Source organism: Mesorhizobium sp. WSM4816, from assembly GCF_055811535.1.
Map to the genome: position 1 here is coordinate 68,669 of NZ_JBVVQR010000021.1, position 19,566 is coordinate 88,234.

19 protein-coding genes and 1 pseudogene are annotated in these 19,566 nt (G+C 62.3%); 3 read left to right on the forward strand and 17 right to left on the reverse strand.

Annotation, left to right across the window (positions count from 1 at the left end; genetic code table 11):
• The first annotated feature begins 10 nt into the window (after window positions 1-10).
• The gene (locus AC0L3H_RS21235; protein ID WP_473586780.1) at window positions 11-1,195 is read left to right on the forward strand and encodes a CaiB/BaiF CoA transferase family protein; all 1,185 of its coding nucleotides are present in this window, start codon (window positions 11-13) and stop codon (window positions 1,193-1,195) included.
• A 13-nt stretch (window positions 1,196-1,208) separates the two neighbouring features.
• Window positions 1,209-2,060 carry a citryl-CoA lyase gene (locus tag AC0L3H_RS21240; RefSeq protein WP_023797466.1) on the forward strand — a complete coding sequence of 284 codons (852 nt, stop codon included), beginning with the start codon at window positions 1,209-1,211 and terminating at the stop codon, window positions 2,058-2,060.
• On the opposite strand, the gene AC0L3H_RS21245 is transcribed toward AC0L3H_RS21240, so the two are convergent.
• The 5 genes from AC0L3H_RS21245 to AC0L3H_RS21265 all read right to left on the reverse strand — a co-directional run bounded on the left by AC0L3H_RS21245 (window position 2,036) and on the right by AC0L3H_RS21265 (window position 7,851).
• A complete protein-coding gene (locus AC0L3H_RS21245; protein ID WP_473586781.1) occupies window positions 2,036-2,545 on the reverse strand; it encodes an NUDIX hydrolase in 510 nt (169 codons plus the stop codon). The two genes, AC0L3H_RS21240 and AC0L3H_RS21245, sit on opposite strands and share 25 nt — an antisense overlap.
• A 127-nt stretch (window positions 2,546-2,672) precedes the next feature.
• The gene (locus AC0L3H_RS21250; RefSeq protein ID WP_473586782.1) at window positions 2,673-2,939 is read right to left on the reverse strand and encodes a hypothetical protein; all 267 of its coding nucleotides are present in this window, start codon (window positions 2,937-2,939) and stop codon (window positions 2,673-2,675) included.
• A 368-nt stretch (window positions 2,940-3,307) separates the two neighbouring features.
• Window positions 3,308-4,762 carry an HlyD family type I secretion periplasmic adaptor subunit gene (locus AC0L3H_RS21255; protein ID WP_473586783.1) on the reverse strand — a complete coding sequence of 485 codons (1,455 nt, stop codon included), beginning with the start codon at window positions 4,760-4,762 and terminating at the stop codon, window positions 3,308-3,310.
• Window positions 4,759-6,519 carry a type I secretion system permease/ATPase gene (locus AC0L3H_RS21260; RefSeq protein ID WP_473586784.1) on the reverse strand — a complete coding sequence of 587 codons (1,761 nt, stop codon included), beginning with the start codon at window positions 6,517-6,519 and terminating at the stop codon, window positions 4,759-4,761. Before AC0L3H_RS21260 ends, AC0L3H_RS21255 begins: the two co-directional genes overlap by 4 nt.
• A 78-nt stretch (window positions 6,520-6,597) precedes the next feature.
• Complete coding sequence (locus AC0L3H_RS21265; RefSeq protein WP_473586785.1) at window positions 6,598-7,851, reverse strand: CAP domain-containing protein; 1,254 nt, start codon at window positions 7,849-7,851, stop codon at window positions 6,598-6,600.
• Between the two features lie 265 nt (window positions 7,852-8,116).
• Between AC0L3H_RS21265 and AC0L3H_RS21270 the strand changes: the two are divergent.
• Window positions 8,117-8,394: pseudogene (locus AC0L3H_RS21270) on the forward strand (IS5/IS1182 family transposase); the annotation flags it as partial.
• A 56-nt stretch (window positions 8,395-8,450) separates the two neighbouring features.
• On the opposite strand, the gene AC0L3H_RS21275 reads toward AC0L3H_RS21270, so the two are convergent.
• The 12 genes from AC0L3H_RS21275 to AC0L3H_RS21330 all read right to left on the reverse strand — a co-directional run bounded on the left by AC0L3H_RS21275 (window position 8,451) and on the right by AC0L3H_RS21330 (window position 19,461).
• Entirely contained in the window at window positions 8,451-9,143 is a 693-nt protein-coding gene (locus tag AC0L3H_RS21275; protein ID WP_473586786.1) for a response regulator transcription factor, read from the reverse strand.
• The gene (locus AC0L3H_RS21280) at window positions 9,140-11,893 is read right to left on the reverse strand and encodes a DUF4118 domain-containing protein (RefSeq protein WP_473586787.1); all 2,754 of its coding nucleotides are present in this window, start codon (window positions 11,891-11,893) and stop codon (window positions 9,140-9,142) included. Before AC0L3H_RS21280 ends, AC0L3H_RS21275 begins: the two co-directional genes overlap by 4 nt.
• A gap of 69 nt (window positions 11,894-11,962) precedes the next feature.
• Entirely contained in the window at window positions 11,963-12,532 is a 570-nt protein-coding gene (gene kdpC / locus AC0L3H_RS21285) for a potassium-transporting ATPase subunit KdpC (RefSeq protein WP_473586788.1), read from the reverse strand.
• Window positions 12,533-12,544: 12 nt separating this feature from the next.
• Window positions 12,545-14,638, reverse strand: a complete 2,094-nt coding sequence (gene kdpB / locus AC0L3H_RS21290; RefSeq protein WP_473586789.1) for a potassium-transporting ATPase subunit KdpB — start codon at window positions 14,636-14,638, stop codon at window positions 12,545-12,547.
• Window positions 14,635-14,847: a hypothetical protein gene (locus AC0L3H_RS21295; protein ID WP_473586790.1), complete on the reverse strand. Its 213-nt coding sequence runs from the start codon at window positions 14,845-14,847 to the stop codon at window positions 14,635-14,637. The genes kdpB and AC0L3H_RS21295 overlap by 4 nt, the downstream gene beginning before the upstream one ends.
• A gap of 24 nt (window positions 14,848-14,871) precedes the next feature.
• On the reverse strand, window positions 14,872-16,575 hold the full coding sequence (gene kdpA / locus AC0L3H_RS21300; protein WP_473586791.1) for a potassium-transporting ATPase subunit KdpA: 1,704 nt from the start codon (window positions 16,573-16,575) through the stop codon (window positions 14,872-14,874).
• 33 nt (window positions 16,576-16,608) lie between these two features.
• Window positions 16,609-16,698 carry a K(+)-transporting ATPase subunit F gene (locus AC0L3H_RS21305; RefSeq protein WP_091595620.1) on the reverse strand — a complete coding sequence of 30 codons (90 nt, stop codon included), beginning with the start codon at window positions 16,696-16,698 and terminating at the stop codon, window positions 16,609-16,611.
• A 515-nt stretch (window positions 16,699-17,213) separates the two neighbouring features.
• Window positions 17,214-17,396: a hypothetical protein gene (locus AC0L3H_RS21310; RefSeq protein ID WP_473586792.1), complete on the reverse strand. Its 183-nt coding sequence runs from the start codon at window positions 17,394-17,396 to the stop codon at window positions 17,214-17,216.
• Window positions 17,396-17,584 carry a DUF3606 domain-containing protein gene (locus AC0L3H_RS21315; protein WP_023797481.1) on the reverse strand — a complete coding sequence of 63 codons (189 nt, stop codon included), beginning with the start codon at window positions 17,582-17,584 and terminating at the stop codon, window positions 17,396-17,398. Before AC0L3H_RS21315 ends, AC0L3H_RS21310 begins: the two co-directional genes overlap by 1 nt.
• 324 nt (window positions 17,585-17,908) lie before the next feature.
• On the reverse strand, window positions 17,909-18,169 hold the full coding sequence (locus tag AC0L3H_RS21320) for a DUF982 domain-containing protein (protein WP_473586793.1): 261 nt from the start codon (window positions 18,167-18,169) through the stop codon (window positions 17,909-17,911).
• Window positions 18,170-18,336: 167 nt separating this feature from the next.
• The gene (locus AC0L3H_RS21325) at window positions 18,337-18,567 is read right to left on the reverse strand and encodes a hypothetical protein (protein ID WP_027153036.1); all 231 of its coding nucleotides are present in this window, start codon (window positions 18,565-18,567) and stop codon (window positions 18,337-18,339) included.
• Window positions 18,568-18,699: 132 nt separating this feature from the next.
• On the reverse strand, window positions 18,700-19,461 hold the full coding sequence (locus AC0L3H_RS21330; protein ID WP_091595693.1) for an NYN domain-containing protein: 762 nt from the start codon (window positions 19,459-19,461) through the stop codon (window positions 18,700-18,702).
• Window positions 19,462-19,566: the final 105 nt, after the last annotated feature.

Genomic DNA, 19,566 nt, shown 5'->3' on the forward strand with positions numbered 1-19,566 from the left:
TTGTGACATCATGACCGATCTGCTGTCCGGCATCCGCGTCCTCGACCTGACCAATGTTCTGGCTGGCCCCTACTGTGCCTATCAGCTAGCGCTGCTCGGGGCCGATGTGATCAAGGTCGAGGCGCCGCAAGGCGGCGATCTGGCGCGCCAGCTCGGCGGCTCGCCGGAACTCAACAGCACCGGCATGGGCGCTTCATTCCTGGCGCAGAACGCCGGCAAACGATCGGTGGTGCTCGATCTCAAGAAAGAGGCCGATCGCGAACGCTTCCTCGATCTGGTCGCCTCCGCCGACGCGCTGGTCGAGAATTTCCGGCCCGGCGTGATGGATCGGCTGGGGCTCGGCTATGCCAGGCTGAAAGAGGTCCGCCCCAGTCTTGTCTATTGCGCGATTTCGGGCTTCGGCCAGACCGGGCCGATGCGCGACAATCCGGCCTACGACCAGATCATCCAGGGTCTTTCGGGCATCATGAGCATCACCGGCACAGCGCAGACCGCGCCGCTGCGTGTCGGATACCCCGTCGCCGACACGCTGGGTGGGCTGGTCGGGGCGTTCGCCATCACGGCGGCACTTGTGAAGCAGAAGACGACAGGCGAGGGCGCTTTCCTCGACGTGTCGATGCTCGAATGCACGCTTTCCGCGCTGGGCTGGCCGGTCTCCAACTATCTGACGGCAGGCGTCGAGCCGCAGCCGATGGGCAACGAGAACATGACGGCGGCACCTTCCGGCACGTTTCGCACCGGCGACGGTCTGCTCAACATCGCCGCCAACAAGCAGGAGCAGTTCGTCACGCTCTGCCGGCTGGTCGGGCTGCCGGAGCTGGCGTCGGACCCGCGCTTTGCCGAGCGCGAGACGCGCAAGCGCAACCGCATCGCCTTGAAGGCGCTGATCGAGGATGCCCTGGCGAACAACTCGGCCGCAGCCTGGGAGGAGACGCTCAATCGCGCAGGCGTGCCGGCGGGCAGGGTGCTGACGATCCCGCAGGTGCTGGCCGAGCAGCAAGTGATCGAGCGCGAGATGACCACCCGTTTCGATAGCATGCCGAACATCGACCGACCGCTGACCGTCGTGCGCGGCGGGTTCATGGTCGATGGTGCAGCACCGTTGCCGACCAGGCCGCCGCCGGCGCTGGGCGAGCACATGGACGAGGTGTTTGCCAGTCTGCCGCCGCGCGTCAAGAAAAGGGCGCAGGCATGAGCGACGCGAGAACATGAGCAACGTTGAGAAAAAAACCGGCCGCGAGCGCGGTGAGGAATGGTGGCAGACCGATATCATCGAAATGCGCCCTGGCGTGATCCGGCTGCGTGGCTATGAGATCCAGGACCTGATCGGCCGCGTCAGCTTTCCGGCGATGATCTGGCTGATGCTGCGCGGCGAACTGCCTGGCGAGGAGCAGGCGGCGCTGCTCGGTATCGCGCTGGGGGCGGCCGTCGACCACGGGCCGCAGGCGCCGTCGATCGCCATTGCCCGCATGGCGGCCACCTGCGGCGTCGGCATCAACAGCGCCATGGCTTCAGCCATCAATGTGCTTGGCGACGTGCATGGCGGCGCCGGCGAGCAGGCGCTTGCCTTCTACGGCGACATCGCCGCGGCACTGGACGCAGGCGTGACGCTTGCCGATGCCGTCGCGTCGCGGCTCGATCGCTTCTTCGCCGAGGAAAAATCCTATGTGCCGGGGCTCGGCCATCGCTTCCACCCGGTCGATCCGCGGGCGCCGCGTCTCATCGAGCTGACCCGCGATTTTGCCGCGCGCGGCGTCGTCAGCGGACGTTTCGCCGACATCGCCGAGGCTGTTGAGGCCGAGGTCGCGCGGCGCAAGGGCAAGAAGATCCCGCTCAACATCGACGGCGCCACCGCCGTCATCTATGGCGAGCTCGGCTTTCCGCCGCCGCTGACACGTGGCCTTTTCGTGCTGTCGCGCTCGGTCGGCATCTTGGCGCATGCGTGGGAACAGTCGCAACAGAGCGACCGCAACAAAGGACCACTGCCGCGCGAATGGTTGTGGGCCTATACCGGCACGCCGGTGCGGTCTTTCCCTCAGGGAGAGGACGACGCCAAATGAGACCTTGGTTCAAGTTCGCCAGCGGGCGCTGGCTGGGGAATTTTCAAGTTCTTCAGCAGCGTTGAAAGTTCGGGCTCGTCGATAAGCACGGCTGCGTCTGCCGGCGCCAGCCATGCCCGCTGCCGCCTTTTGGCTTCCTGCCAGTTGGCCAGTTCCTCCGTCACCGCCAGCAGGTAGACGGTGACGTCGACGCGGACGAAGCGGTTCGTCAGCCGCTTCCAGTAGGAATAGGTGCCGGCCGGCTGCTTCAGCGTCTTGCCGAGGACGCCGGCTTCCTCCCGCGCTTCGATGGTGGCTGCCTTGCGCCCACTCTTGCCCTTCATCGTCCAGCCCTTGGGCACGATAAAGCGCCTTCTCGATATCGAGGTGACCAGCATCACCTCGACGCCGCCATGCCTGCCCAGCCGAAAGGGAATTGCCGCGACCTGGCGGATCCGCTCGCCCTTCCTCGCCTTGCGCACGACCTTCTTCCTGGTGGCTGCCATTGCCGACGATCCAATCAGGGCAGTGCCCAAGCGCAAAGGCACGTTGCGAAATCAAAACCGCCTTTGATGCTACTTTAAGTAGAGCGGCGTTCAAGCATATCAGCTAAATAAATGAAACGCCGGGCCATCAGCGGCAGACGCTGATGAGGCGGCTGCCCGATCGCCGCAACTGGCAAGTAGGCGCCATCTGCGGCACATCTGGCCGTTGCGGCACGACCACGCGATCCTGGGCACGGAACTGCTGTTGCTGCTGCTGAAATTGCTGCCGTCGCAGCCTGTTCTCCAGCATCTGCAATTCGCCTTGCAGGACCACGGTATTGCGATTGGCGGGAGCGACGTTCTGCGCGGAGACAGCCGCGCCCGACAGCATCGCTGTTGCCAGGATTGCCGACATCAAGATCGTCGAAAGGCGAAGCGGCGACATCCATCCATTCCCTTACGAAACACATCTTGGGCCCGCACGAAACAGAACCCTGCGATTATATAGGGCGTTTGTCTGATGATGCCATGGCTAAAGCCTCGCCGGAGCGGAATTGGCGGGCTAGCCAGTCAGGGCGCAAAGCCCGTCGACCGATGTGTGCTGGCGAAGGGCACCAATACGAGGGCCGACGACAAGAAGCTGGAGAGCATCCTGCACTTCCATGCCTTTCAGGCTGGCTTGGATAATTTGAACCGCAACATCACACAGTTGAAAAGCTCGGCATGGCCGGGCTGCGTTCCCCGGAGCCCTGGCCACGGCACGGCGATAGGCCAGCCGCGCGATTATTCGCGGAATGCGCGGCTGATCTGGTCGGTCAATGGCTTCATCAGAAACGAGATGACGGTGCGATCGGTCGTGCGCATGAACGCCTCCACCGGCATGCCCGGCTTGAGGCTTTCCGGATCCAACGAGCCAAGCTTGTCTTCGTCAAGCCTGATCCGCACGCTGTAGTAGGATAGTCCGTTCCGCTCGTCTTCGACGAGGTCGGGAGAAACCGTTGCTACATGTCCTTCGATTTCCGGCGTGACCTGCTGGCTGAACGCCGACAACCGCAGATGGACAAGCTGGCCGGGCTGGACCTGATCGATGTCTTGAGGCGCGATGCGTGCGTCCACAGTCAATTCGTCAGCGGTCGGGACAATCATCATAATTGGCTCGCCGGTCGTGACGACGCCGCCGACCGTATGGATCGCAAGCTGATGCACCCGTCCGTTCTGGGGTGAACGAATATCGGTCTGTCTAAGCAATTCCTCCGCGGCGATCTTTCGCTCTGCCAATTCTGTGGTTCGAGCCTCCGTTTCGCGCAATTCTTTCGCGACCTCGCTGCGCCAATCCTGCTGGATCTGGATGATGGCCATTTCTGTTTCGCTGATTCTGCCGTTCGCTTCGGCTATCGCAGCGACGAGTTGGCCGCGCCCTCCCTCGATCTGAGCCTCGCCCCGCTCCAGGTCCAGGAGTCGCGACCGCTGGACGAGTTTCTTTTCCCAAAGGCCCCTGACGCCCTTGATCTCGTCGCGGACCAACGCAATCTCGTGCTCCTTGGCCGCCCTTTGTGCCTCGAGGCCCGCTATCTCCTCCTTGAGCTGGCTCACCCGTTGCCTGCGTTGCTCGATTTGGGCACGGTAAGCTCCCCGGCGCAAAGCGAAAAGTTTCTGCTCCCCGCCGATCACACGCGCCACATGTCCAACAGAGGAGCGGCTGGTGAGATCCTCGGAAAAGGCTATCGCCTCGGCACCCTCACGCTCCGCTGTGAGGCGTGCCTCCCGCGCCGAGAGTTCGTCCAGGGTATTGGTTATGACGGCGAGATTGGCGCGTGTAAGCGTGTCGTCGAGACGGAGCAAAATATCGCCTGCTCTGACTTCATCGCCGTTGCGCACGTTGATCTCACCCACAACGCCGCCGCTTGGATGCTGAACCGCCTTGACGTTGGATTCCACTGCGATATGGCCGGTAGCGATGACGGCGCCTGACAATTCCGTCGTTGCGGCCCATGCACCAAGGCCGCCGACAAGCAGCGCCACGGTTGCGGCGCCAAGAAGCATATACCGGCGAAGGGATAAGTCGTTCTGCGTCGGCTGCGATCGCACATCGGTAGGGAGGTTAGCCCGAACGAACAGCAGCCCGCCGATTTTGCCCTTGACGCCGGCCAGATGGCTCGCTCCGGCACGAATATGCGGAATCATCCCCCTCACGCCGTTACGCGCGCCAAAGAACGATCGATCATGAAATAACGTCATCCTGATGCCTTTTCCTCCGGGGCAACTGCTTGAAGCGTTCCCACGGAGGCACTCCGCGTCGTGCCCCGGACGACCAGATCCCTCGCCCCAAATGCGTGCTGACGGCCGGAGTCGAGAACAAGTAAAAGGTCCACTGCCGCCAGGGCGCTTGGACGATGGGCGATTACGACAACCACGCCGTGCCGCTGTTTGACCGCAAGGATCGCCTGGGTCAAAGCCTGCTCGCCTCCAGCGTCCAGATTCGAGTTCGGTTCATCCAAAACAACGAGGAAAGGATCACCATAAAGCGCGCGGGCCAGTCCGATGCGCTGCCGCTGTCCTGCTGAAAGCGATGCGCCGCCCTCGCCGATCTCGGTCTGATATCCGCGAGGCAAGCGCAGGATCATTTCGTGCATGCCCGCGGTCTTGGCCGCCGCGATAATGGTTGCCGGATCCGGAGAAGGATCAAAGCGGGCAATGTTTTGAGCAATGGTGCCTGCGAAAAGTTCGACATCTTGCGGCAGATACCCGATGTGCCGCCCCAGTGCCTCAGCCGGCCACTGTTCGATGGCGGCGCCGTCCAGGCGGATTTTGCCGCGCGCTGCCGGCCAGACGCCGACGAGCGCCCGCGCCAGTGACGATTTGCCCGATGCACTCGGACCGATGACACCGAGCGCGGAGCCGGCGCTCAGCGAAAACGCAACATCCTGTACGACAAAACGGCGTTCGCCTGGCGGAACGACGCTGATCTCTTCAACCGAGAGTTGTGTCCGCGGCGGCGGCAGCTGCAAGCGATCCTCTGTGGCAGGGAACTGCGTGAAAAGTTCGTTCAGCCGGTGCCAGCCTTGTCTGGCGGCAAGAAAGTTCTTCCAGTGCGCAATTGCGAGTTCGACCGGCGCCAGCGCTCGCGCGGTGAGAATAGAACTTGCGATGATGATGCCAGGCGTGGCTTCCTGGCCGATCACCAAATACGCTCCGATCGCGAGAACGACTGATTGCAGCAGCATCCTAAAGCCGCGGGAGAGCGCGCCGAATGAACCCGTGACATCGCTGGCGCGCATCTGCGCCTGCCTGTATTTGCCGTTTGCTTCCGCCCAGCGCGAGGCCATAGTGGATCTCATGCCCATCGCTTCGAGCACCTCGGCATTGCGGATGCTTGCCAGTGCGATATTGCTGCGCGCTCCGGCATATCCAGACATTTCAGTTGCTGGACGGCGGACCGTTTTCTCCGTGAGCACGGTCAATGCCAAAAGCAGGATCGCCCCAATCAGCGCAGCCAGGCCGAGCCAAGGATGGAAGGCAAAACAGAGCGCGAGATAAAGCGGCATCCACGGCAGGTCGAAAAGAGTGGCGGGACCACCGCTGGCCAGGAAACCACCGATTTGATCGAGATCGCGCACCGGCTGCATGCCCTCGCCCGAACGGCCTCTGGCCAAGGGCAATTGCGACATCACGCGGTAGGTCCGTTCACTCAGGCGCTCGTCGAGTCCGCTGCCGATACGCGCCAGCACCCGGCCGCGGATCGCGTCGAGGGCACTTTGAAAAACATAAAGAATCGAAATCAGCAGGACCAGAGCCACCAGCGTCGGCACGCTACGGCTGGGCAGGACCCTGTCGTAGACCTGCAGCATAAACACCGAGCCGGACAACATCAGCACGTTGATAAGGCCGCTGAAACCCGCCACCGCCAAAAAGGCGCGCCGGAAATGCGCCAGGCAGGCAGCCAATTCGGACTTCGCCCTCGGCGGGCGGAGCTTCTCTGAACCAGATTGTGACATTGATGTCCCCTCGATCAACCGCATGCGTCAGCAGGCGATGCGGGCCCATAACTGCAGGCCCGCATCGTCCGGCATTGGCTACGCGGCCTGATCGGCGATCACGCTGTTGTTATGCGCAGACAGTTGCTCGATGAGTTTCGCAGCCAGCGCGTCGGCATCGCCCGCTTGCGTATGTGCATACTCTGCCCAATCAAAAGCCGGTCTCGGATCGCCCGCATTTGCTAGCGCGGTCGATACAGCGTCCCGGACCTGCTCGATAGCGTCGTCGAGTTGGCCCCGAGCGTTCCCGAGTTGTGGAAACACGATGTTATCGCCCTCAAGCGCCACCTGTGCGCCACTCTCCTTAGCCGTGCCAGGCGTTGCTTCGGCCTCCTCATGTTCGGCCAGGGTCTGCTCAGACCGGAAGTTTGCGCCCTGTTTGCCGAAGAAGTTTGCAAGCCACTGGGAGCCAGAAACCGGCTGGCCAGAGTCCGGCTGGCCAGAAACCGGCTGGCCAGAAACCGGCTGCCCAGAAGCCGGCGGCGTTGTCGGGGCCGGTTCAGCTGGCGCGGTTGGCGTCGGGGCCTGCTGCGGCGCCGGATCGGAAGCCGCAGGTTCATCCTGAACGGCAGCGACGGATCCCTGCTTCGGATCGACGAGATCGAGTTTGACGTTCTTGCTCCCGACAGAGACGGTGCGCGTCGAAGCTTCGATGCCCGCCCCCGAGAAGGTTACTGTGTAGGTGCCCGGCTTGAGGGCGAGGTCATAGCCGCCAGCGGCCGTGGTCTTCGCCGTAAACGTCGTGCCCGTCGAACTCTTTGCCGTGATGGTGAGACCGGATAGACCTTCACCGGGATCGTAGAACCTGTCGCCGTCCTTGTCGTCGATCGCCACACCGGTCAGGAACAGGTCTGATCCGGTCTTGCCGAAATTCTCCGTCACGAAACCGCTGGAGCGCCCCCGGTAATCGCCAACCTCGAATCCAAGCCCTACCTCGCGGAAGTTGCCGTTGAGGATGTTGGCACGATGACCCGGGGAGTTCATCAGGTTGTTGTGCAGGAGCAGAATCTCGTCATTATAGCCTGTCGGTGACCTGGTCGTAGCCCACGCGATGTTCTCCCCTGTCGCCCAGGAGCCGGCGAGGGTGTAGCCAGCCGCCTTCATGCGCTGGGTGGGCGAGGAGCCTCCCGACCCCGTGTGAGAAAAGGTGTCGGTTGCAAGCATCCATCTGCTGTGCCCCTCAGCCGACTCGCTGAGATCATTGTCAAAGGCCAGCGGCTGCACGCCGGCCTTAGCCCTCTCCGCGTTGATAAGTTCAAGTAGATATTGTTCTTGTGCGCTATGTTGCGGCATTAGGTCGTCGCTCCACTGTTTCGTTTTTGGACGGTCCCGCCAAGCTGTAGAATTTCCCCAATCACGCTTGGTAAAAGCCGACTGTGGCTAACCTGCGGCAAGCAGCTGTTAACCATGATTTTGTTAAAGAGAATTTGTGGGGATGCGATAACACAAAATTTCATATTGTAATGCAACCAGCAAGTGTGACATTCAATTATGCGCGTTCTCGCGATGCGCGACGTGCGCGCCAGGCCGTGACGAGTTGCGAGAGGTGGCGGCCGCGGCTATGCCGCCGGCAAGAGGTCGGGCTCTCGTCCTTTACCCCGCATGCCGCCGGCATCCAGATCGGGACGGCGCCCGGTCCGGTCCCGAACGCCTCGCGTCGACCATTGCCATTAACCGATGGTTAATCGCCGATCCTGGACATCAGGGACCCGTGTGGCCGAAGCCATCTCGATCGCTGTCAAGATCGTTAAAGGAAAAGCTGATCAAGTCGGCTTCGCCGTGCAAGCGGGACGCTTGGTTGTGGAGCGCCGCTGGATCAGCCGCAACAGGCGGCTGATGGTAGGACGCCAGCCCCGCAGCGGGGTTAGACGGGCTCGCCCGCGGCCCTCGCTTCAGTCAACTTCGCGCAGGCGGTATCCGACGCCGGTTTCGGTGGTGATGTAGCGCGGCTGGTCGGGCGTTTTCTCGATCTTTTGCCTGAGCTGCCGCACATAGACCCTGAGATACTGCACGTCGGTCGAATCGCCCCAGACCTGCTTCAAAAGAAACTGGTGGGTGAGAACCTTGCCGGCGTGCTGCACGAGGATGCGCAGGATGTCGTACTCCTTCGGCGAGAGCTTTATCTCCCTGTCCTCGATCATGACGATGCGCTTCACCAGATCGACCGTGAGATCGCCGGTGTGGAAGACCGGCTTCTCGCCTTGCTGCTGGAACTGGTGGCGGAGCGCCACGCGGATGCGCGCGACAAGCTCGTTCATGCCGAACGGCTTGGTGATATAGTCGTCGGCGCCGAAATCAAGTGCCGAGACGATGCCGGCCTCGTCGGTGCGGCTGGAAAGGATGACGACCGGAACATCCAGGCCGTCGTCCCGCCATTTGCGCAGCAATTCGTGGCCGCCCATGCCGGGCAGGCCGAGATCGAGCAGAATCAGGTCCGGCTTTTCCGTCTCCACGAGTTCGATCGCCGTCTTGGCGTTCGGCGCCTCGCTGATCGCATAGCCTTGGCTGCCAAGGCCGACGCGGAGCAGCTTGCGGATCGGCGGTTCGTCATCGACGACCAATATCCTGACGTCCAGATTCGTCATGCCAATTTAGCCACGTCGGGGTCGCTCACAGTTCGGTCATCGCCGTTGGGGTCGTCGTCCACCGCGGGCAGTTCCGTTGGCACCGGCATCTTGATGGTGAAAACCGCACCTGAATGGTCGGTCCTGCTGGCCGCCGAAATCGTCCCGCCCATCGCCTCGATGAAGCCGCGGCAGATCGAGAGCCCAAGCCCGGTGCCGGCACGGACCTGATCGCCCTTGCGCACCCGGTAGAACGTGTCGAAAACGCGTTCCAGATCGGCGCGCGGAATGCCTGGCCCCTCGTCCATGATCTGCAGGATGACGGAACCATTGTCGGCCCAGCCCTGCAGGCGGATCGTCGAGCCAGGCGGCGCAAATTTAGCGGCATTGTCGAGGAGATTGAACAGCGCTTGCTCGAACAGGACAGGGTCGACCCTCAGCATCGGCAGATCCGTGGGAATGTCGACTTCGGTCTTGTGTTCGCCAATGATTTTTCTGGCTCGATGCAAGGCGGTGCCAACAATGTCGCCGACATAGTGGAACGCGTAGTTCGGCTCCATCGCACCGGATTCGATCTTGGTCATGTCAAGCAGATTGGCGATGAAGCGGTTCAGCCGTTCCGATTCGTCGAGCACGGTCGACAGCAGGTCCGCCCGGTCCGTTTCGGGAAGCGCCGGTGCAAATTCCCGCAATGTGCCGGCGGCGCCCATGATGGCGGCAAGCGGCGTCTTCAGGTCATGGGAAATCGAGGTCAGCAGCGCCGACCGCAGGCGGTCCGCCTCGGCCTCGAGCTTGGCCCGGTCGACGTCGGCAACCAGCTGGATGCGTTCGATGGCGACTGCCGCCTGGTCGGCGAGCGCGTCGAGCAGGCGCCGCTGCTCGGGCGTCAACAGCGGACCTTGCTTGTCGTTGTCGAGGCCGACGACGCCGACAGCGGTGCGCCCGGTCCGCAACGGCAGATACAGGCGTCTTGCTCCGGGAAGCGTGTCGGCGCCGCGGCCCGCGGGACGGTCGTGCTCCCAGGCCCAACGGGCGGCCGCGATGTCGGCCTCGGCCAGCGTGTCGTCGGGTGGGTAGCCGGCCTTGACGGTGATCGAGCCGTTTTCCGGCAGCAGCAGCACCACGCGCAACTTCAGCATCGAGGCTATCTGGAAGGCAGTCGCCCAGAGCACGTCGTCAAGCGTGCCGGCGCCAGCGAGCTTCTTCGAGAAGAGATAGATATCTTCCGTGGCGCGTGCCCGCGAGCGGGCAGCAACCGCCTGTCGCTGCACCCGCGCTGTCAGATTGCTGGCAATGACCGCAACAACCAGGAAGGCAGCCAACGCCACGATGCTCTCCGGATCCTGGATCGTCAGCGTGTAGCGTGGTTCCAGGAAGAAATAGTTGAAGGCAGTGGCGCTGATGAGGCAGGCATACAAAGCCGGCCAGAGACCGCCGGTCACCGCCGACGTCAGAACCCCGATGAGAAAGATGATCGCCAGATTGCGGACGTCGAGAAACTGGTGGAGAAGGACGGCGAAGGCGAGCGAGCCAGCAACATAGGCCGTGGCCTTGAGATAGGGCCAGATCTCGAATTGCCACTGCTCGTCCGCCACCTTGACGGTCCGTGACGTCGCCTCGTCGTTGCGTTCGTTTCCCGAAATGACATGGACGCTGATGTCGCCGGCATTGCGGATGAGATCATAAGTGAGCGAGCCTTCGATCAATTCCCGCCAGCGCGATCGGGTCGGCCTGCCGATCACGATATGGGTGAAGTTGTTGGCGGTCGCATGGCGAACGATGTCCTGCGCGACGTTCTGGCCTGGAATGGTCGTCACCTCGGCGCCGAGTTGCTCGGCAAGGCGCAGCAGCGTCGCCAGCCGATCCTTTTCCTCCTCGGACATGGCGGCTGAACGAGGGGTATCGACATGAAGCGCCGTCCAGGGGGCGCGGAGCCGGTCGGCCAATCTCCGCGCATAGCGGACGCGGGCCGCCCCGCCCGGACGCGCATCGACGCAGACGAGAACCCTTTCCCCCGCCGCCCAGGGCCCGGGTATAGCGTGGGCCTGCATGTGGGTCAGCAACTGCTCGTCGACGCGCTGGGCGGTGCGGCGCAGCGCCAGTTCCCTGAGCGCCGTCAGATTGCCTGGCGAGAAATAATTCTCGATCGCGCGCCGGGCGGTGCTGGGGATATAGACCTTGCCTTCATCGAGCCGCTTGATCAGGTCGTCGGGCGTGAGATCGATAATCTCGATGTCGTCGGCCTGGTCGATGATCGAGTCTGGAACCGTCTCGCGCACCCTGACGCGCGTGATCTGCGCCACGACATCGTTCAGGCTTTCGACATGCTGGATGTTGAGCGTGGTGTAGACGTCGATGCCGTGCGTCAGGATTTCCTGAACGTCGAGATAGCGCTTGGGATGGCGGCTGCCCGGCGCGTTGGTATGGGCAAGCTCATCAACGAGGACCAGCGCCGGACGCCGGGCAAGGATGGCATCGAGGTCCATTTCCTCGAGGATGCGCCCCTTGTAGTCGACCCGATGACGGGGAATCACCTCATAGCCGTCGACCAGCACCTGGGTTTCCTTGCGGCCGTGCGTCTCGACGACGCCGATCACCACGTCCACTCCGTCGGCCAATCTTGCACGGCCCGACATCAGCATTTCATAGGTCTTGCCGACACCGGGTGCTGCGCCCAGAAAAATCCGCAGACGACCGCGCGCCTCCCGCTCCGCACGGTCAAGCAGGGCGTCGGGTGAGGGTCGGGTTTCGTTGCTTCTGTCGTCCGGCATCACAATCGATCATGAATGGCGCCGGGGATGGTGTCGATCCCCAGCCTGCCACTCATTGCTTCCCACCATTCATTGCCTGGTGGCCTCGTCCAGCGCCAGGTTAAGCGCCAGCACATTGACCACAGGCTCTCCCATGAAGCCGAGCTCGCGGTCCTCCACATGGCTGTCGACAAGCGACTTGACACTGGCTTCATCGGCGCCCCTGGCCCTGGCCACCCTGGCGACCTGGAAATAGGCGGCCTCGGGGCTGATATGCGGATCGAGGCCGCTGCCTGAAGTCGTGACCAGATCGATCGGCACCGGCTGGTTCGGATTTTCCGCTTTCAGCCTGTCGGCATCGCTCTTGACGCGGTCGATCAGCTTGGCGTTGGTCGGCCCGAGATTCGAGCCGCTCGAAGCGGCGGCGTCGTAGCCGTCGCCGGCAGCCGACGGCCGGCCATGGAAATAGTGCTCGCTGGCGAAAGCCTGGCCGATCAGCTCGGAGCCGACGACCTTGCCGTCCCTCTCGATCAGGCTGCCATTGGCCTGGTGCGGGAACAAGGCCTGGGCGATGCCGGTCATGCCGATCGGATAGATCAGGCCGGTAAGGATGGTGAAGAAGACGATCATGGTGATCGCGGGTCTGATTTGCTTGAGCATGGACTTGATTCCTTATGCGAGACCAAGCGCGGTGATGGCCATGTCGATCGCCTTGATGCCGACGAAGGGGACGATGATGCCGCCGAGGCCGTAGACAAGAAGGTTGCGGCTGAGCAGCGCGCCCGCGCCGACGGCGCGATATCTGACGCCCCTCAGCGACAGCGGGATCAGCGCGACGATGATCAGTGCGTTGAAGATGATGGCTGAGAGAATGGCGCTCTGCGGCGTAGCCAGATGCATGATGTTAAGCGCCTGCAGCGGACCTGATGTCTGCCCCGGCGCGATGTAGAAGACGGCGAACAGGGCCGGGATGATGGCAAAATACTTGGCCACGTCGTTGGCGATGGAGAAGGTTGTCAGCGAGCCGCGCGTCATCAGCAGCGCCTTGCCGATTTCCACGATCTCGATCAGCTTGGTCGGATCGCTGTCGAGGTCGACCATATTGCCGGCTTCGCGTGCGGCGACCGTGCCGGTGTTCATGGCAACGCCGACATCGGCCTGCGCAAGGGCCGGCGCATCATTGGTGCCGTCGCCGCACATGGCGACGAGCTTGCCCTTGGCCTGTTCGTCGCGGATGAGCTTCAGCTTGTCCTCGGGCGTCGCCTGGGCAAGGAAATCGTCGACGCCGGCCTCGGCCGCGATCGCAGCCGCCGTCATCGGGTTGTCGCCGGTGATCATCACCGTGCGGATACCCATCTTGCGCAGTTCGGCGAAGCGCTCCCGGATGCCGCCCTTGACGATGTCCTTGAGATGGACGACGCCGAGCAGGCGTCCATCGCGCTCGACCGCCAGCGGCGTGCCGCCGGATTTGGCGACATCGTCGGCGATCGCCTGGAGGTCGCGGACGGTGTCGCTGCCGGGTCGCGTGCCATGCGTGGCGACGGTCGACCGATTGACGTGGGCGAGCACCGAATCGACCGCGCCCTTGCGAATCGAAGAGCCATCGATGTCGACGCCGCTCATGCGGGTTTGCGCAGTGAAGGGCACGAAAGCGGCATGCAGTGTCGCCATGTCGCGGGCACGGATGGCGTATTTCTCCTTCGCCAGCACGACGATCGAGCGGCCTTCCGGCGTTTCATCGGCAAGCGAGGCCAACTGCGCCGCGTCGGCCAACTCCTGCTCGGTGACGCCCTTGACCGGGCGGAATGCCGTCGCCTGGCGATTGCCGAGCGTGATCGTGCCGGTCTTGTCGAGCAGCAGCGTGTCGACGTCACCGGCCGCCTCGACCGCGCGGCCCGACATCGCCAGCACGTTGAACCGCACCAGGCGATCCATGCCGGCGATGCCGATGGCCGAAAGCAGCGCGCCGATGGTCGTCGGGATCAAGGTGACGAACAGGGCGACGAGGACGGTCACCGAAATGGTGCCGCCCGAATAGGCGGCGAAACTCGGGATCGTTGCCGTCGCCAGCACGAAGATCAGCGTCATGCCGACGAGCAGGATGGTGAGCGCGATCTCGTTGGGCGTCTTCTGGCGCGCAGCGCCTTCGACCAGCGAGATCATGCGGTCGAGGAACGTTTGGCCGGAGGCCGCGGTGATGCGCACGCGGATCCAGTCGGACAGAACCTGCGTGCCGCCGGTCACCGCCGAACGGTCGCCGCCGGATTCACGGATCACCGGAGCGGATTCGCCGGTGATCGCCGCCTCGTTGACCGAAGCGACGCCTTCGATCACCTCGCCGTCCGATGGAATGATGTCGCCGGCCTCGACGAGCACCACGTCGCCGACCTTCAAGCTGGTGCCGGGCACCAGCTTGAACCTGGTGCGATCGTCGCCGCTCAACAGCTTGGCCTGGCTCTCGGTGCGAGCCTTGCGCAGCGAATCGGCCTGCGCCTTGCCGCGGCCTTCGGCGACCGCTTCGGCGAAGTTGGCGAAAAGCACGGTGAACCACAGCCAGATGATGATCTGCAGCGAGAAGCCGAGATCGCCGCCACCAGTGACGAGATCCTTGACGAACAGGACTGTCGTGAGCGCCGAGACCACGGCGACGACGAACATCACCGGATTGCGCATCAAGGTGCGCGGGTTCAGTTTCCTGAAGGCGCCCTCGATGGCGGGCAGCAGGATGCGGGCATCCATGATGACAGCGGATTTGGACTGGCTCATTTGGTGGCTCCAGTATCGATGTTGTTGGTTGGCGCCGATCGATCGGATGCCGAAAGCAGATGTGGAAGCCCGGAGGCCAGCAGCCAGACCACGATCATGACTACCGCAATGCCGAAGAACGTGGACAAGGTCGGAAAAGGAGGCGGGGTTGCCCCTTTCCGATCGTCACGATGCCGAATCTTGCGACGTATGGATTTGAGCCAGGACATGACATTGATCCAAGGTGGGACGGTTCAGAAAGTCTGCCCGTGGATGCCGGCCAGGTGCTCCACGATCGGCCCGACTGCCAGCGCCGGGAAGAAGGTGAGGCCGCCGACGATCAGAATGACGCCGACCAGCAGCCCGACGAACAGCGGCCCGTCGGTCGGAAAGGTGCCGGCGGAGGCGGGCACCGTCTTCTTGGCGACCAGCGAGCCGGCGATCGCCAGAGCCGGGATGATGACCAGGAAGCGGCCCATCAGCATGCCGATGGCAAGCGTGACGTTGTACCAGGGCGTGTTGCCGGTCAGGCCGCCAAAGGCCGAGCCGTTGTTGGCGGCAGCCGAGGTGTAGGCATAGAGAACTTCGGAGAAGCCGTGCGGGCCGGCATTGGCCATCGAAGCGACGCCTGTCGGCAGCACCACCGCGATGGCGGTGAAGATCAGCATCGCCAGCGGCAGGCAGAGAATGGCGAGCATCGCCATCTTGACCTCCTTGGCCTCGATCTTCTTGCCGAGATATTCGGGCGTGCGTCCGACCATCAGTCCGGCGACGAAGACGGCGATCACGATATACATCAGGATGCCGTAGAGACCGGCGCCGACACCGCCGACAATGACCTCGCCGAGCTGCATGTTGATGATCGGGATCATGCCGCCAAGCGCTGTGAAGCTGTCATGCATGGCGTTGACGGCGCCGCAGGACGCGGCGGTGGTGATCACCGCAAACAGCGCCGACAAAGCGATGCCGAAGCGCGTTTCCTTACCTTCCATGTTGCCGCCGTCGATGCCCAGCGCATGCACCAGCGGATTGCCTGATGCTTCCGCCCAGTAGCAGACGGCAACGCCGACGATGAACAGGACGCCCATTGCAGTCAAGATCGCCCAACCCTGGCGCTGGTCGCCGTTCATGCGGCCGAAGACGTTGGTCAGCGCCGCACCGATGGCGAAGATCGAAACCATCTGGATCAGATTCGAGATCGCGTCGGGGTTTTCGAAGGGATGCGCGGCATTGGCGTTGAAGAAGCCGCCACCATTGGTGCCGAGCATCTTGATGGCGATCTGCGAGGCAACCGGCCCGACCGCGATCGTCTGCCGCGCGCCCTCCAGGGTTGTGGCGTCGAGATAAGCGCTGAGCGTCTGCGGTATGCCGAGATAGACATAGACCAGCGTCAGCACCATGCAGAGCGGCAACAGCAGGTAAAGGGTGCACCGGGTCATATCGACCCAGAAATTGCCGATCGATTTGCCGGAGGCCTTGGTGAAACCGCGGATCAGCGCGATTGCGATGGCGATGCCGGTCGCTGCGGACAGGAAGTTCTGCACGGTGAGGCCGGCCATCTGCACGAGATAGGACATCGTGCTTTCACCGCCGTAGTTCTGCCAGTTGGTGTTGGTCATGAAGCTGGCGGCGGTGTTGAAGGCGAGCCCGGGTTCGACGGCGCTCATGCCGGCCGGATTGTAAGGCAGGCTGCCTTGCAGCCGTTGCAGGGCGTAGAGCACCAGGAAGCCGGCGAGGTTGAAGAACAGCACGGCCGCCGCATAGGTGGTCCAGTGCTGCTCCTCACGTTCGCTGGTCCCCGAGATGCGATAAAGGCTGCGCTCGACAGGACCCAAAATCGGCGAGAGGAATGTGCGGTCGCCGCTGAAAACGCGATACATGTAGCCGCCGAGCGGCTTCACCAGCAAAACGACGATCCCGCAATAGACGAGGATCTGCATCCATCCGTTGAAAGTCATTGAAATAGCCTTCCGTGCCTGCGCCAGTTGCCGTTAGAAACGTTCTGGGCGAATGAGGGCGTATGTCAGGTAGGCGAGAAGGAACAGGGTCACAGCGCCACCGAGGATATAGTCGACAAGCATGTTGCGGTCCTTCCGCCTAAAGACTGTCGGAGGCTTTGACGAAGGCGAAGAACAGGGCGAAAAACAAAAACCCTATCCCGAGAACGATGATGTCCATCGGAGCTGTTCCTTATTTTCGTTTTTGCACTGGCTTGCCTGCAGCCGGGCAGCGTTGAAGTCATGTGAAGACACTCTGTCGCGATGATAATGGCGACCGAGATGTGTCCTTCCCGACGGAATATGGATCCAAACCCCATAAAGGTTCGAGACGTGGCGAAGAGGAAAGAAATAAGAATCCTATAAAGGATTTGCCGTCGCGGCTCTCAGCGCGGCGCTCAAAGACAAGCCGTGCGGCGGACGAAGCCGCCGAAAATCAGCGATTTCGCGTATAGATCACGGCATAGTCGTCCGCATACGCCCGCTTCCAGCCGAGTTCATCGAAGAATGGGATGGGGCTGTCGTCCAGCGTGCGAATGGCTGGCGGGTGCGAAGCTGATGCGGGAACGAGGGCGGACTCGCTCCGCCAGATCGGCTGCTCAGCCTTCGGCCTTGAAGTTCTTGGCTTCCTTCTCGACCTTGGCGCTGTCCTTGCCGTGCTTGCGCATCAGATCCTTCGCCTGGTTGGGCGAAACATCAGTTGTCTCGGCCAGTCGCAGGGCCTCCTTGTCGTCCTGTTCGCGTTTCTTCCGATCGGCCATTGCGGTCCGTTTGTCAGCCATCACAATGCCTTTATGCTCTTGGCGATTTCGTTCAGCACCTTGCGGTCGGTGCCGTGGCGCTTGATCAGCGTGCGAGCCTGGTCGGGAGTGATGCCGGCTTCCTCGGCGAGATGCCTCACCTCATAGTCTTCGTCGCCGGCTACTTGTGAGCGATCGCGGTTGTCGGTCTTGGTCTTGTCGTCTGGCATGGCAGTTCTCTCCTCACTTAGAGGCTGTTTGGAAAGTCTACTCCGGCGGCCATCTGATGGCGTTTTCTGCGCTTTCGGTGCTCACGGACCCGAACGTCCGCTGCGCTCCGGTTCTCGAAACCACCACCATATGACTCGCCGGAGCGACTTTCGAAACAGTCTCTTGGACCTGGAGCATAACGGCGGAGATTTCGTGAGGTTCCTTAATGCATGTCGCCCAAAGTGCGCAGCGGTTTTGGGACAACGACATGGTCTTGGGCAACGACATCCCTAAAAACAAGAACCAAAAGCACGTCGCATCGCGCTCTTCAGACGTGGCGCGCCTTAACGCCGGCCTTCGCGCACAAACACATGGGCTTCCTTGGCGGCCGCCGTGAATGCCCGCCGCGCAGTCCCAACCGCCCGCCGCTGCTCCATCGCATCCATCATGGCTTTCAAGGCCGCGCGATATTTCGGCCCGCGCTTTTCGTCTGGCCATTTGTCGACCAGAAGCGAGGCCGCCTGGACCGTCCTCGTCACAGAAAGCCGGCGTCCGGTGCGTTCGCTCTCGATCGTCACCGGAACATCGAACTGTTCATCACGCATCGCCGTCAATCCTCGACTCCAACGACAGCAACGGCGCAGCGAAGTTATTCGTTCCGACAGCGAATGGCGCGATCCATCCCGACCACAATTCATGGTTACGGAGTGGCTTATGTCGCCAGTCTCATTTTAGACAGTGCGCAAGCCAATTGCGGGCCGGGCGATGTGCATCAGCGGCACCGATGGTCGAACACGATCCCCATGGTCCTACCAATTGCGGTCATGACGATAAGCTCGACCAGTTGGTCGTCGCTGTCCGTACAAGCTGGGCCTGCCCGGCGGATGGTATCTATTGCGGCTCTGGTCGATATGGTGTCGCCGGCGCGGAATTTTGAAAGCGCAGATGAAACGAGTTCATGGGCCGGCAAGTCAACGACAGGCGCTCTCGAAACGATGTCCATTGGCCTCCTCCGCCATGAACTCTCTGCCACGAGAATAATACGCCGAATGGTGGTTTTCGCCAGCGAAATTGTGGTCCGACCAGAGGCCGATCGGACACCAATTGGACTGGGACAGCTAGCTTTTTGCAGGGCTCAGCGCGATGCTGCCGACCTCGATTTCTCTCTGCCCTTCGCAGCTGGCTTGACCCTTATACGCATCGCTCCACCCTCGGGATGATCGATCTCAAAGGCATTGGTCTTGCGCACGAGATCGCTCAGCTTGCGAAAGCCGAAGGTCCTGGGATCGAAGTCCGATGCCAGATTGGCGAGCTGATTGCCGACAATGCCGAGCGGCACCCAGCCGTCCTCGGTTCCCATCTGTGAAATGACCCTGGTGATGATCGGCGTCGCGGCGCTGGGCGGCTGCAAGGACTTCGTCGGCGCCGCATCGTTCGCGTTGGCTGGCGCAGTCGGCAGCAGGTTCTCGGTGTATACGAACCGGCGGCAAGCCTGCCGGAAACTCTCCGGCGTCTTCTGCTCGCCAAACCCATAAACGTCGATCCCGTGTTCCCTGATGCGAGCGGCAAGGCGGGTGAAATCGCTGTCGGACGACACCAGGCAGAAGCCTTCGAACCGCCCGCTGTGGAGAAGGTCCATGGCGTCGATGACGAGCGTGATGTCGGATGCGTTCTTGCCGGTGGTGTAGGCGAATTGCTGCTGTGGGATGATCGCATGCTTCGACAGCACGTCGGCCCATGCCTTTGAGCGGGTGCTGGAGAAATCGCCGTAGATGCGACGGACGCTTGCCTCGCCGATCTTCGCGATTTCCTCGAACAAGCCGTCGGCAATCTTGGCCGAGGTATTGTCCGCGTCGATCAGCACTGCAAGCCGTGGAGAACGTGGTTCGGTCGGCAAGGTGAGCCCCTGTTTTTGGCTGCGTACCAAATGCATATGGTGCAGCGGCGCCATGCGAAACTTTTTTATCGAGATGCGACTGATGTCGTCATCGAGATTCGACTG

What these genes read in the sequence shown, in the direction of transcription:
- AC0L3H_RS21255 (WP_473586783.1), bottom strand. Translation starts at nt 4,762, where the DNA reads ATGACGTTATTTCATGATCGATCGTTCTTTGGCGCGCGTAACGGCGTG.
- kdpA (WP_473586791.1), bottom strand. Translation starts at nt 16,575, where the DNA reads ATGACTTTCAACGGATGGATGCAGATCCTCGTCTATTGCGGGATCGTC.
- AC0L3H_RS21295 (WP_473586790.1), bottom strand. Translation starts at nt 14,847, where the DNA reads ATGTCCTGGCTCAAATCCATACGTCGCAAGATTCGGCATCGTGACGAT.
- AC0L3H_RS21260 (WP_473586784.1), bottom strand. Translation starts at nt 6,519, where the DNA reads ATGTCACAATCTGGTTCAGAGAAGCTCCGCCCGCCGAGGGCGAAGTCC.
- AC0L3H_RS21305 (WP_091595620.1), bottom strand. Translation starts at nt 16,698, where the DNA reads ATGCTTGTCGACTATATCCTCGGTGGCGCTGTGACCCTGTTCCTTCTC.
- AC0L3H_RS21280 (WP_473586787.1), bottom strand. Translation starts at nt 11,893, where the DNA reads ATGCCGGACGACAGAAGCAACGAAACCCGACCCTCACCCGACGCCCTG.
- kdpB (WP_473586789.1), bottom strand. Translation starts at nt 14,638, where the DNA reads ATGAGCCAGTCCAAATCCGCTGTCATCATGGATGCCCGCATCCTGCTG.
- AC0L3H_RS21250 (WP_473586782.1), bottom strand. Translation starts at nt 2,939, where the DNA reads ATGTCGGCAATCCTGGCAACAGCGATGCTGTCGGGCGCGGCTGTCTCC.
- kdpC (WP_473586788.1), bottom strand. Translation starts at nt 12,532, where the DNA reads ATGCTCAAGCAAATCAGACCCGCGATCACCATGATCGTCTTCTTCACC.
- AC0L3H_RS21240 (WP_023797466.1), top strand. Translation starts at nt 1,209, where the DNA reads ATGAGCAACGTTGAGAAAAAAACCGGCCGCGAGCGCGGTGAGGAATGG.
- AC0L3H_RS21265 (WP_473586785.1), bottom strand. Translation starts at nt 7,851, where the DNA reads ATGCCGCAACATAGCGCACAAGAACAATATCTACTTGAACTTATCAAC.
- AC0L3H_RS21325 (WP_027153036.1), bottom strand. Translation starts at nt 18,567, where the DNA reads ATGGACATCGTTTCGAGAGCGCCTGTCGTTGACTTGCCGGCCCATGAA.
- AC0L3H_RS21320 (WP_473586793.1), bottom strand. Translation starts at nt 18,169, where the DNA reads ATGCGTGATGAACAGTTCGATGTTCCGGTGACGATCGAGAGCGAACGC.
- AC0L3H_RS21275 (WP_473586786.1), bottom strand. Translation starts at nt 9,143, where the DNA reads ATGACGAATCTGGACGTCAGGATATTGGTCGTCGATGACGAACCGCCG.
- AC0L3H_RS21235 (WP_473586780.1), top strand. Translation starts at nt 11, where the DNA reads ATGACCGATCTGCTGTCCGGCATCCGCGTCCTCGACCTGACCAATGTT.
- AC0L3H_RS21315 (WP_023797481.1), bottom strand. Translation starts at nt 17,584, where the DNA reads ATGCCAGACGACAAGACCAAGACCGACAACCGCGATCGCTCACAAGTA.
- AC0L3H_RS21310 (WP_473586792.1), bottom strand. Translation starts at nt 17,396, where the DNA reads ATGGCTGACAAACGGACCGCAATGGCCGATCGGAAGAAACGCGAACAG.
- AC0L3H_RS21245 (WP_473586781.1), bottom strand. Translation starts at nt 2,545, where the DNA reads ATGGCAGCCACCAGGAAGAAGGTCGTGCGCAAGGCGAGGAAGGGCGAG.